General features: G+C 69.1%; 14 protein-coding genes. 7 read left to right on the plus strand and 7 right to left on the minus strand.

Features of this window, described 5'->3' with window-relative positions:
- Positions 1–18: 18 nt before the first annotated feature.
- Entirely contained in the window at positions 19–375 is a 357-nt protein-coding gene (locus VA596_RS44270) for a nuclear transport factor 2 family protein (protein ID WP_323335954.1), read from the minus strand.
- Positions 376–428: 53 nt separating this feature from the next.
- Complete coding sequence (locus VA596_RS44275; RefSeq protein ID WP_323335956.1) at positions 429–938, minus strand: MarR family winged helix-turn-helix transcriptional regulator; 510 nt, start codon at positions 936–938, stop codon at positions 429–431.
- A gap of 107 nt (positions 939–1,045) precedes the next feature.
- Between VA596_RS44275 and VA596_RS44280 the strand changes: the two genes are divergently transcribed.
- The gene (locus VA596_RS44280) at positions 1,046–2,821 is read left to right on the plus strand and encodes a family 20 glycosylhydrolase (RefSeq protein ID WP_323335958.1); all 1,776 of its coding nucleotides are present in this window, start codon (positions 1,046–1,048) and stop codon (positions 2,819–2,821) included.
- 218 nt (positions 2,822–3,039) lie between these two features.
- On the plus strand, positions 3,040–4,293 hold the full coding sequence (locus tag VA596_RS44285; protein ID WP_323335960.1) for a hypothetical protein: 1,254 nt from the start codon (positions 3,040–3,042) through the stop codon (positions 4,291–4,293).
- Between the two features lie 40 nt (positions 4,294–4,333).
- Here the strand turns inward: VA596_RS44285 and VA596_RS44290 are convergent, their stop codons facing one another.
- Complete coding sequence (locus VA596_RS44290) at positions 4,334–4,897, minus strand: hypothetical protein (protein WP_323335962.1); 564 nt, start codon at positions 4,895–4,897, stop codon at positions 4,334–4,336.
- 95 nt (positions 4,898–4,992) lie between these two features.
- On the opposite strand from VA596_RS44290, the gene VA596_RS44295 reads away from it, so the two are divergent.
- Genes VA596_RS44295 through VA596_RS44305 form a run of 3 tightly spaced genes read left to right on the plus strand, consistent with a single transcriptional unit; the run spans position 4,993 to position 6,590 of the window.
- On the plus strand, positions 4,993–5,439 hold the full coding sequence (locus VA596_RS44295) for a pyridoxamine 5'-phosphate oxidase family protein (protein WP_323335964.1): 447 nt from the start codon (positions 4,993–4,995) through the stop codon (positions 5,437–5,439).
- A 27-nt stretch (positions 5,440–5,466) separates the two neighbouring features.
- Positions 5,467–6,048, plus strand: coding sequence for a hypothetical protein (locus tag VA596_RS44300; RefSeq protein WP_323335966.1), 582 nt, complete (start codon positions 5,467–5,469; stop codon positions 6,046–6,048).
- 20 nt (positions 6,049–6,068) lie between these two features.
- On the plus strand, positions 6,069–6,590 hold the full coding sequence (locus VA596_RS44305) for a PH domain-containing protein (protein ID WP_323335968.1): 522 nt from the start codon (positions 6,069–6,071) through the stop codon (positions 6,588–6,590).
- On the opposite strand, the gene VA596_RS44310 is transcribed toward VA596_RS44305, so the two are convergent.
- Together VA596_RS44310 and lepA are read right to left on the minus strand one after the other, a co-directional pair.
- Entirely contained in the window at positions 6,570–7,139 is a 570-nt protein-coding gene (locus VA596_RS44310; RefSeq protein ID WP_323335970.1) for a Uma2 family endonuclease, read from the minus strand. The two genes, VA596_RS44305 and VA596_RS44310, sit on opposite strands and share 21 nt — an antisense overlap.
- Before the next feature lie 132 nt (positions 7,140–7,271).
- Positions 7,272–9,113 carry a translation elongation factor 4 gene (lepA, locus tag VA596_RS44315; protein WP_323335971.1) on the minus strand — a complete coding sequence of 614 codons (1,842 nt, stop codon included), beginning with the start codon at positions 9,111–9,113 and terminating at the stop codon, positions 7,272–7,274.
- Positions 9,114–9,228: 115 nt separating this feature from the next.
- On the opposite strand from lepA, the gene VA596_RS44320 reads away from it, so the two are divergent.
- Entirely contained in the window at positions 9,229–9,849 is a 621-nt protein-coding gene (locus tag VA596_RS44320) for a class I SAM-dependent methyltransferase (protein ID WP_323335973.1), read from the plus strand.
- Here VA596_RS44320 and VA596_RS44325 read toward each other — a convergent pair.
- Entirely contained in the window at positions 9,846–10,220 is a 375-nt protein-coding gene (locus VA596_RS44325) for a VOC family protein (protein ID WP_323335975.1), read from the minus strand. The two genes, VA596_RS44320 and VA596_RS44325, sit on opposite strands and share 4 nt — an antisense overlap.
- Positions 10,221–10,243: 23 nt before the next feature.
- The gene (locus VA596_RS44330; protein ID WP_323335977.1) at positions 10,244–11,125 is read right to left on the minus strand and encodes a DMT family transporter; all 882 of its coding nucleotides are present in this window, start codon (positions 11,123–11,125) and stop codon (positions 10,244–10,246) included.
- A 352-nt stretch (positions 11,126–11,477) separates the two neighbouring features.
- Between VA596_RS44330 and rpsT the strand changes: the two genes are divergently transcribed.
- Positions 11,478–11,738 carry a 30S ribosomal protein S20 gene (gene rpsT, locus VA596_RS44335; protein WP_323335979.1) on the plus strand — a complete coding sequence of 87 codons (261 nt, stop codon included), beginning with the start codon at positions 11,478–11,480 and terminating at the stop codon, positions 11,736–11,738.
- Positions 11,739–11,759: the final 21 nt, after the last annotated feature.

Below are 11,759 nucleotides of genomic sequence, written 5' to 3' on the forward strand. Positions count from 1 at the left end.
CCTCCGAGCCTAACTTCCTCAGTCCGGCAGCAGCATGGTGTAGAGCTTCTTGATGCGCCCGTCCTCGACGAGGGCGACGTCGATCCCCCGCACCACCGGCGGCGCGCCCTCCGGGCCGAAGGCCCAGGCCAGGTGCCCCAGGTCGTGGTTGACCAGCGCCGGACCGGCCGCGGCGAACACGAACCCCGGCGACTGGTCCAGCAGGCCCTTGGCCTTGGCGTCCAGTTCGCCGTGCCCGGTCGCCACCCCTTCGGGGTCGGCGAACGTGACGTCGGCCGCATAGGTCGCGGCGATCGCCTCGGCGCGCCGCTCGTCGTCACGCTCGTTGAACACCTGCAGCAGGTTGGCTTCCATCAGCTCGGCCACCGTCGCCATCGCGCACCCCTTTTCTCGAGCGCCATATTACGTGAAACGTCACGCAACTGCCGTCAGGGGTGGTCCGCCGGCCGGGGCAGGCTGCCGTGCTCGACGAGCGCGTCGAAGACCCGCTCGAGCGAGGTCGCCAGCCGCGCCATCTCCCCGGGCTCGAGGGCGTCCAGGAAGGCCTTGCGCACGAACTCGACGTGGTCCGGCGCGGCCTCGCGCAGCGTCTCCCAGCCGGCCTCGGACAGCACCACGTCGACGGCCCGGCGGTCCCCGGGGTTGGCGCCGGTTTCCACCAGGCCGCGCTCGCGCATCCGCTTCAGGTGGTGCGAAAGCCGGCTGCGCTCCCAGCCGATGCGGATCGCGAGGTCGGTGACCCGCATCCGGCCGCCGGGCTCGCTCGTCAGGGCGACCAGCACGTGGTAGTCGGCGAGCGAGATGCCGCTGTCGGCCCGCAGCTGCCGGTTCAGCTCGTACTCCAGGCGCAGGTGCACCTTCATGTACGCGTACCAGACGGCCGTCTCGCCGCCGGAAAGCAGCGCGAACGGCGATCCCGGCTCGAAGTCCCGCGGCACGGCGCGAGCTTAACCACCCGCTCTGGTCTAGACCATCGTCGGCAGAAATGCGACGATCCGGGCAGGCGCGACGGTGATGTCGCGCCCTTCCCGCCAGGAGGTCCCCGGTGAAGACATCCCGCGCACGGCGCCTCGGCCGCGCTCTCGCCGTGTTGGTGCTGGTCGGGGCCACCACGACGGCCGCCCAGCTCACCCCGGTCGCCACCGCGGCCACCCCCGCGCTGCAGTCGATCGTGCCGGTGCCGGTGTCGGTGACCCCGGCGGCCGGGGTCACCTTCCCGCTGGTCGCGACGACGAAGATCGTCACGGAAGCCGGCTCGGCGCCGGCCAAGGACGTCGGCGACTACCTGGGCGGTGTGCTGCGCCGGTCGACCGGCTACGCGCTGCCGGTGTCCGACGCCCCGACGTCCGTACCGTCCGACAGCATCGCGCTGCTGCTGAGCGGCGCGCCCGCTTCCGTCGGTCCGCAGGGTTACCAGCTGGTGTCGACGGCGTCGTCGGTCACCGTGCGGGCCCAGACGGCGGACGGGCTCTTCGCCGGCGTCCAGACGCTGCGGCAGATGCTGCCGGGCAGCATCGAGAGCGCGACGGCGCAGCCAGGGCCGTGGAGCGTCCCGGGCGCGACGATCGTGGACTACCCGCGGTTCGCCTACCGCGGCGCGATGCTCGACGTCGCCCGGCACTTCCACCCCGTGTCGACGGTGAAGCGGTACATCGACCAGCTGGCCCAGTACAAGATCAACAATCTGCACCTGCACCTCGCCGACGACCAGGGCTGGCGCATCCAGATCGACAGCTGGCCCCGCCTGACGACGGTCGGCGGCAGCACCCAGGTCGGCGGCGGCGCGGGTGGCTACTACACGAAGGCGCAGTACACGGACATCGTGAACTACGCGCTCTCGCGGCACATCACGGTCATCCCGGAGATCGACATGCCGGGGCACGTGAACGCGGCGCAGGCGTCGTACGCGGAGCTGACGTGCAACGGCGTCGCACCGGCGCCGCGGACGGACACGGCGGTCGGCTACAGCTCGCTGTGCATCTCGAAGGACGTCACGTACACGTTCATCGCGGACGTCCTGCGCGAGCTGGCGGCCCTCACCCCGGGCCCGTACCTGCACATCGGCGGCGACGAGGCCTCCTCGACGTCGGCGGCGGACTACCTGACGTTCGTGAACAAGGTGCTGCCCCTGGTGGCGGCCACGGGCAAGACGGCGATCGGCTGGCACGACATCGCGAAGGCGACGCTGCCCGCGTCCGCGACTCCCCAGTTCTGGGGCACGTCCACGTCGGACGCGGGGGTGTCGGCGGCGGTTTCCCGTGGCAGCAAGGTGATCCTGTCGCCGGCGAACAAGGCGTACCTGGACATGAAGTACAACAGCTCGTCCCCGATCGGCCTGTCGTGGGCGGGCTACATCGAGGTCCAGGACGCGTACAACTGGAACCCGGGCGCCTACCTGTCGGGCGTGGGCGAGTCCGCGGTCCGCGGCGTGGAATCCCCGCTGTGGGCGGAAACGGTGGTCACCCCGGCCGACATCGACTACCTGGCGTTCCCCCGCTTGGCAGCCCACGCGGAGCTGGGCTGGTCCCCGTGGTCAACACACGACTGGACGGCGTTCCGCACCCGCCTGGGCGCCCAGGCACCGCGCTGGGTGGCCCAGTCGATCAATTTCTACCGTTCGTCACAGGTCGCCTGGGACACGGGCGGTACGACCAACCCGGGCACGTGCACGGCCCCGGCGTGGAGCGCGTCGCAGGTGTACACGGGCGGCAACGCGGTCTCCCACAACGGCCACAAGTGGACGGCGGGGTGGTGGACCCAGGGCGAGGAGCCGGGAACAACGGGCCAGTGGGGGGTGTGGACCGACAACGGCCCCTGCTAGAACGGCCTGCCGGGCCTGCCCGTACCCGCAGGCCCAGCAGCCGCATCATGCGTGATGTTCTTACCAAAATCGAGCAACGGTTGTTTATGCCCCCACCAACGAGGCCCGGGGATTATCCACCACCGAATGAAGTTATTCGAAGAATTGATCCACCCTTGCCAGAAACCGTGACCTGCTGAACCATGGAGCTCATGGACGGGGCCACAGCCAGACACATCATGGCCGAGCAGGACCAGAACGTTCGCGATGCTCTCCGACTGTTCACCCTGAAACTGAGCCGGGAAGCTCGCGCGGCAAGCACAAGCCTCACCCCGTGGACAGCAAAGGAACAGATCAGCCGGCAACGAACGTCACCAGCCAGCTTCGATGCCGCAACGGAATACGAAGCAATTATGGCCAAACAGCGGGCCAGATTCCGACCTCCACCACCGCCCGATCCCGCAACAGCTCCCGAAGCCGTCGCACCGGAGCTTCAACTCCGTCTTGCCGATGCCGGTAGCTGGCTGGCAAAGGCGTGCGCCCTAGCTGACCGGTGGAGCGGGCTCGAGAACTTCGACGGCTGGGTCAGCTTCAATGTGGACAGCGATTGCGGCTACCTGCTGGGACAGGCGCTACAACCGGGGGCAACATACAGCCGCAAATACCTCATGGCCAAAGTGAAGGACATCAGCGAAGGGCTGAACTCGATCAGCGTGAGTCTCCACGAATTCCAGGTACCCGGCTCGCTGATCAAGGTTCCGGAGGTCGTTCACGCACCCCGCTTCGCTCGCCTGAACCCTGGGATTCTCGCCCGCCTCCTCTCAGAAGATCTGGCGGCCCGGATCGAGGCTGGCCGGGAACTGGAGAAGACCGCTGAGACAGCGGGAGTCATGTCACCGCCGATACAGAAATGGGTCGAGGAGGCAAGCGATGTCCTCGGCGGCCTGAGCCCGGAAGTGCTGCACGGCTTCACCCGGCTGGTCTCGGGTTCGGCAGCCTGCGGCTGCCTGGGTGTTACCTCCCCCATCGAACTGGCGCGGGCTTACCTGGCGTTGGGACTTGACTACTTGGAAGAGGTGCGCGAACGCATGCCTGACTACGCGGAAGCATCCGGTCAGCTGGCCCCGGAACCCCGAGTTTCGATGACCTTCGAAGGCGGGACCTTCAACGGCGCCCAGTTCGCCGGCACGATCTCGAACGTCGACTCGACGATCGCAGGAGTCGTCAATCAATCGGGATCGGACACGGCTGCTGCCTTGAAAGCCCTCGAACAGGCAGTGCTTTCCGAATCACGCTGGAGCAAGGACGAGAAGAGGGACCTGCTTGACAACGTCGAGTGCCTGGCGGAAGCAGCCGAGAAACCTCCCGAGAAGCGTAACCGCGGGATGCTCAAGTCGGTCCTCTCGGCGTTGACTGCGGCAGCAGCGGGTGGCACCGCGGTGGGCAAGGTGATGGACTCCTGGGGAGACGTGCTGCACAAGATTCTGCCTTGAGGACACACCAACTGCCCTGGCGCCTCACTTCAACCTGACCTTACGGCTGTGCGGTGTCCCTCCCGGCCATGATCGTCGCGGCCAAGGCGATCCGGTGATCCTTGGTCCACGGTGGGCCGAGCGCCGCGCGGAGGCCGTGCAGGACCTCCTGGGCCCGCGGGCCCAGGAGCGCCGCTGCCTGGCGTTCCACCTCCTTGGCCTCGTACAGGTGGACCGCCCAGCCGCGAGTCTCAGCCAGTTCGGCGAGCACCTGGCGGTACATCACCGAATCGGCGCGGGCCTCGTACGGCACCCGGCGCTGGGTGGCGAGGTCGGCCGGGAAGTCCGGTGGCCATGCCCTCAGCGACATCGACACGATCGGTTCGGGCAGCTCGGCCGCGAGCCGGTCCAGCTCGGCCGATGCCGCGCGGACCGCCGATGCTCGCACCTTCGCCACCAGGTCCGCCGCGGCGGTGTCGTCGAGGTCTTTGCCGTCGTGGTGGATCGGGGCCGCCGCCACGCCGGGCTCGACCAGTTCGATCCGACGGCGGTCCGCCACCCGGTGGTCGGCCGTCGCCGTCACTGCCACTGCCCACCCGAAGTGGTGCGCGATGCCGAGCCGCATGGACCGAGGTTTCCCCGGCCACTGCGGACAGTCAAGGCCGCACTCCACCCGGTGAAACCGGAACACCGGGCGCGCCCACCGGGTTAGCTTGGGGCATGAGCGTTGATCTCGAGCAGGTTCGCACGCTGTCCTTGCAGGAAAACGGCCTCGCCACGGTCTCCACGACGCGCGCCGACGGCACCGTCCACTCCTCCGTGGTCAACGCCGGGGTGTTCGAGGACCCGGTGACCGGCGCGCCCGGTGTCGCCTTCGTCGCCATGGGCAAGGCGCACAAGCTCGCGCTGCTGCGCCGGGCCGGGCACGCCACCGTGACCTTCCGGCGCGGCTGGAACTGGCACTCCGTCACCGGCGCCACCCACCTGATCGGCCCGGACGACCCGGACCCGGCCTTCGACGCCGCCGGGCTGCCGAAGCTGCTCCGCGACGTCTTCATCGCCGCCACCGGCACCCACGACGACTGGGCCGAGTACGACCGCGTGATGGCCGACGAACGGCGGGTTGCCGTGTTCGTGACGGCGGACCGGATAATCGGCAACCGCTGAACCCCGTCCAGCCCAGGAGCCGTCCCGTTGTCCGAGTCCCCGCCCCGCCTCACCATCCCGGCGAAGGTCCTGATCGGCCTGCTCGTCGTCGCCGACGCGGGCTTCGGCGCGGCTCTCGCCCTCGGGCTGGTGCGCGGCCCGTCCATCTGGCTGACCGCAGGTGCCTACGCGGCGACGGTGCTCCTCGCGGTGCTCGTCTACCGGGTCTCCCGCGCCCGCGTGCTCAAGCGAGGCTTCGACGGGCTGCGCGACCTCACCCTCGGCGACGAGGGCATCCGCCTGCCCGCCGGCACGATGAGCACCCGGCTCGTGCCGTGGGCGGAGATCGCCGACGTCACCGCCCGCCGCTCGGCCCGCTTCGGTGACGGCTACCTGCGCGACGCGATCTGGCTCGACCTGGTCACCGGCGAGGGCGTCGAGAGCTCGGTGCAGTGCTTCACGCCGCGCAAGCGCCTCGAACCGGCACCGCCACGAAGACGGCAGTTCGAACAGACCGCGATCCTGGATCCGGCCCTGTTCGACGCCGTCGTCGACCGCCTCCGCCGCGAACTGCGCCACCGCCGGCTGCACGCCGACACCCGCGGCGAACCCCGCCCCCGGCGTCGCTGACGCTCAGGCATACTTCCGCCATGAGCGAATGGCAGCGCATCTCACCTCCCGAGGCGCACCGGCATCTCGCGAAGCGCAACGCCGTCGTCCTCGGCGCCATCGGACTCGCCCTGACCTGGGTGTCCTTCTCCCTGGGTCACGTTTCTCAGGCCATCTTCCTCCTCGTTTTCATCGCCCTCGCCGGCATCGTGATGGCGCTCAACGCCCTCTCGGGGATCCAGGCCGGTCCGGACGGCCTTCGCCTCCGGCGGCTCCTGACCGTCCGCGAGCTGCCGTGGTCCGCAGTCGCCGACGTCACGACCGCACCCGCGCAGCACCTGGGCGCCGACACCTCGTACACCGCGCTCTGGATCGTCACCGCCGACGACGAGCGGATCCAGACCCAGGTGGTGCGCTACGACCACCCGCCGCAGGGCGAGCGGGTGAGCACCCGCAGCTGGCTCAAGCTCGGGCCGGCCGAGTTCGCCGGAGTGGTCGAGGAGCTGCGCGACGCGGTGCGCCAGGCCCAGGAACAGCCGGGCTCAGCCGAGCCGGCCCAGTAGCTCCCGCGGCACGATCCGCACCGGGAACGGCCGCTGCGCCTCGAAGACCTCGTCACCCGCGGCCTTGGCCACCTGCTGGTAGTTCCCGTCCACGTCCAGCTCGAACACCGTCAGCGCGGGTTCGGCCGGGTCGATCACCCAGAAGCCGGCGGTACCGAGCCGCTCGTAGATCGCCTTCTTCAGGTTCCAGTCGTAGATCGCCGTGCTGGGCGACAGCACCTCGACGGCCAGCAGCGGAGGCGCCGGGAGATCCTTCTCGGTGAAGTCCTCGTCCCGGCCGACCAGGACGTCCGGCTGCAGTTCGATCTTGTCGCCCGAGTGCACCGCGAACGGTGCTCCGACGACGTAGAACTCAGCTGGACACACGGACTCGAGCACACCATAGAGCCGATACCCGATTGTCTGATGTCTGAGACCAGGCGCGGGGCTCACGACGAGCACCCCGTCGATGAGTTCGTATCTTCGCCCGTCACCCGGCATCCCCTCGAGGTCCTGCACCGTCAGGGGACCCGAATCGGCGGGATGCTCGATGTCAGCCATGACCGTCATGGTGCTCTCCTTTCGCTCTTCGCACCAGAGCACACCAGAGGGCACCGACAGAAACGGCGTCGAACACGGGTTCGGCGCCTGCATTCACACGGAAGCGTGAATACAGGCGCCGATGTCACATCAGCGGAACACTTACTTCTTGTTCTTGCCGGAGTCCTCAGTGGACAGTGCGGCGACGAAAGCCTCTTGCGGGACCTCGACCCGGCCGACGGTCTTCATCCGCTTCTTGCCTTCCTTCTGCTTCTCCAGCAGCTTGCGCTTACGCGAGATGTCACCGCCGTAGCACTTCGCCAGAACGTCCTTGCGGATCGCGCGAATCGTTTCGCGCGCGATGATCCGGGCTCCGATGGCCGCCTGGATGGGCACCTCGAAGTTCTGGCGCGGGATCAGTTCGCGCAGCCGGTTCACCATGCGGTTGCCGTAGTTGTAGGCGTCGTCCTTGTGCACGATCGCGGAGAACGCGTCCACACCCTCGCCCTGCAGCAGGATGTCCACCTTGACCAGGTCCGCCGCCTGCGCGCCGGCCTCTTCGTAGTCCAGCGACGCGTAGCCGCGCGTACGCGACTTCAGCGTGTCAAAGAAGTCGAAGATGATTTCACCCAGCGGCATGTTGTACCGCAGCTCGACCCGGTCCTCGGACAGGTAGTCCATGCCGAGCAGCTGCCCGCGCTTGTTCTGGCACAGCTCCATGATCGTGCCGATGAACTCCGACGGCGCCAGGATGCTGACCTTGCTGACCGGCTCGAGGACCTTGTCGATCTTGTTCCCGGTCGGCCAGTCCGACGGGTTGGTGACGTGGATCTCCTTGCCGTCGTCCAGCACCACGTCGTAGACGACGTTCGGCGCCGTGGAGATCAGGTCGAGGCCGAACTCGCGCTCGAGCCGGTCGCGCGTGATCTCCAGGTGCAGCAGGCCGAGGAAGCCGCAGCGGAAGCCGAAGCCCAGCGCCACCGACGTCTCCGGCTCGTAGTCGAGCGCGGCGTCGTTCAGCTGGAGCTTGTCGAGGGCCTCGCGCAGCTCGGGGTAGTCGGAACCGTCCACCGGATACAGTCCGGAGTAGACCATCGGTTTCGGCTCGCGGTAGCCGGCCAGCGCGTCCTTGGCGCCGTTGCGTTCGGACGTCACGGTGTCGCCGACCTTGGACTGGCGGACGTCCTTCACCCCGGTGATCAGGTAGCCGACCTCGCCGACGCCGAGTCCCTTGCTGGCCTTGGGTTCCGGCGAGATGATGCCGACTTCCAGCAGCTCGTGGGTGGCCCCGGTCGACATCATCTTGATCTTCTCGCGCGGCGTGATCTTGCCGTCGACGACCCGGATGTAGGTGACGACGCCGCGGTAGGTGTCGTACACCGAGTCGAAGATCATCGCGCGGGCCGGCGCGTCCGCGTCGCCCTGCGGCGCCGGGACCGACTTCACGACCTCGTCGAGGAGCGCGCCGACGCCCATGCCGGTCTTGGCCGAGACCCGCAGCACGTCGTCCGGCTCGCAGCCGATGATGTGGGCCAGCTCACCCGCGTACTTGTCGGGGTCGGCCGAGGGCAGGTCGATCTTGTTGAGCACCGGGATGATCTGGAGGTTGTTCTCCAGCGCGAGGTAGAGGTTGGCCAGGGTCTGGGCCTCGATCCCCTGCGCGGCGTCGACCAGCAGGACCGCGCCTTCGCACGCCTCCAGCGCGCGGGAAACCTCGTAGGTGAAGTCGACGTGGCCCGGGGTGTCGATCATGTGCAGGACGTGGTCCCGGCCGTCGACCTGCCACGGCAACCGGACGTTCTGGGCCTTGATCGTGATCCCGCGCTCGCGCTCGATGTCCATCCGGTCGAGGTACTGCGCGCGCATGGCCCGCTCTTCCACGACGCCGGTGAGCTGCAGCATGCGATCGGCCAGGGTGGACTTGCCGTGGTCGATGTGCGCGATGATGCAGAAGTTCCGGATGAGCTCCGGAGGCGTGAAGGTGGTGTCGGCGAACGTCGTCACTCGAATGAGTCCTCGGAAAGTCGGGGATGGCCACCTCTATGCTCCCATGGCGCTCCGGGTGCGGGTGGGGGTCATCCCCGATGCGAGCCCACGTGATCCGTGGTGCCCTCGAAGTATGAGCACTTCGCACCAGCCGGCACCACCTCCCCAGCCGGATCCGGATGGCTTCAGCCGTGTCCTCGACCGTGCCTTCGGTCACCCTTCGGGCGTGCTCGGCCGCCTCGGCGGCTGGGTCATGGCCCGCGGCAACTCCGCCACCGAACACCGCGTCGTCGACCTGGCGAAGCTCGAGCCGGACGAGACCGTCCTGGTCGTCGGGCCGGGCCCCGGCGTCGGCCTGCACGCCGCCGCCCTGCTGGCCGGGCGCACGATCGGCGTCGACCCCTCCCCCGAGATGCTGTCGCTCTGCCACGAGCGCTGCGGCGACCGGGCGGAGCTGCGGGAGGGGTCCGCGGCGCGCACCGGCGAGCCCGACGGGTCCGTCGACGTCGTCCTGACCGTGAACAACGTCATGCTCTGGGACGACCGCGCGGCCGGCTTCGCGGAGCTGTTCCGCGTCCTGCGCCCGGGCGGGCGGCTGCTGCTGTCGGCCCACGAGAAGTGGCTGCCCGTGAGCAGGCACGTCCTGGCCGACGAAGCCGCCGAAGCGGGCTTCGCCGACCTGCAGACGTGGACCTGGGAACCGCCCGGCTTCGCCGCGCTCGCCGCGCAGCTGCGCGCCGTCAAGCCCGCTTAGCGGGTGTCCGTGCGGATCGGGTGCCCCTCCGGGACCTCGACCAGCACGATGCGCGTGCCGTCCGGATCGGCGATCCAGGCCTCGTCGAGGCCCCAGGGCTCACGCTGGGCGTCCCGCACCGGCGTCAGGCCGTTCGCCTCGAGCTCGGCCAGCGTGCCGGCGAGGTCCCGCACCTGCAGCCAGAGCACCAGATCGGGTGACGCGCCCGCCTCGCCCCGGCCGGAGACCTCCACCGAGCCGTGGCCGAGGAAGAACACGGTGCCGCCGGGGAACTCACGCTCCACGGCCAGGCCGAGGGTGTCGCGGTAGAACGCGGTCGTCGCCTCGACGTCCCGCGGGCGGATCAGCAGCCTGCTCTTCAGGACTTCCATCCGACCATCCCTACCCGAGGTGCTCAGGCCGCCGCAATCGCGGCGATGCCGGACAGCACGATGACCGACCCCGCCAGCCGCCGCACGGCGTCCCGCTCGCCCAGCACCAGCCAGGCGGCGAGGCCGCCGAGCACGATGCTCAGCTCCCGGGCGGGCGCGACCAGGCTGACCGGCGCCATCGTCAGCGCGAACAGCACGAGGATGTAGGCGATCGGCGACAGCAGCCCGACGATCAGCACCTCACGGCGCTGGTCGCGCCAGAGCCGCGTCACCTCGGCACGGCCGGTCCGCGCGCTCGGCAGGAGCACGCCGCTCTGGATGAGCGTGCCGAGGCCGAGGTAGACGATCGGCGGCATGCCGATGCCGGTCACGGAGTGCGCGTCCCAGAGCGTGTAGCCGGCGATGACGGCCCCGGTCAGGACGCCGTAGAAGATCCCGGCGCGCCGGGCCTTGGCGGCGGCCGGGTCGTGCGCGGCGGCGCCCCGGCGGCCGGTGCTGATCACGAGCACCCCGGTGATCACCAGGAACGCGCCGAGCAGGCCTAGCCAGCCGGGCCGTTCGCCGAGCACCAGGACGGCGGCCAGCACCGACAGCAGCGGCCCGGTGCCCCGCGCGACGGGGTAGACGACGGAGAGGTCGCCGACGCGGTAGCCGCGCTGCAGCACGATGCCGTACGCGACGTGCAGCACCGACGTGCCCGCCGCGGCCAGCAGCCAGCTCCACTGTGGACGCTGCGGTTCGACGACCAGCAGCACGGCCGTCACCGGCAGCAGGGCGACGGCGGAAACCGTGTAGTAGAGCCAGACGAACTGGGTACCGCCGGACTGGATCCGCTTGGCGGCGAGGTTCCACGCGGCGTGCACGACGGCCGCGACGACGACGAAGGACAGAGCGGTGGTGTTCACAGGACCCCTTACGGGTTTTCACGCGCGCGAAAACCCGGGTCCTCCAGGCTTTTGTCCCGTGAGATGAACGGCAGGCCTTCCGGACCCGCCGACGGTGCCGCTCGGACCAGGCCCACCGGTTCCTGGTTGTCCTGCTGGCTGGGGCGGACCGGTGACGGAACCCTAGGCACTACCGCCGTCCACCGTACCCCCGGTGATCCGCGCCTCGCCGGACGCGGTCGCGGGCGGTCCGAGCTGGGCTGTTAAGGTTGACGCTCGTTGCCGTGCGGCATTCCGTCATGGAGGAAACCCGCTTTCGCGGGGCCACACGAGCGCGGCGGCGAATCTCACCGAGTGAAAGCAGGAGCGCCTCATGGCCAACATCAAGTCGCAGATCAAGCGCATCACCACGAACGAGAAGGCGCGTCAGCGCAACCAGGCGATCCGGTCCTCGGTGAAGACCGCGATCCGCAAGGTCCGCGAAGCCGCTGACTCCGGTGACAAGGCCAAGGCCGTCGAGCTGCAGCGCGACGCCGCCCAGAAGCTGGACAAGGCCGTCTCGAAGGGCGTCATCCACGCCAACCAGGCCGCCAACAAGAAGTCGGCGATCGCGAAGCGCGTCAACTCGCTCTGAGCCGACCGACTGATTTCTGGA

Source organism: Amycolatopsis heterodermiae, from assembly GCF_034929455.1.
In the GTDB taxonomy this organism is placed as follows: Bacteria; Actinomycetota; Actinomycetes; order Mycobacteriales; family Pseudonocardiaceae; genus Amycolatopsis; species Amycolatopsis heterodermiae.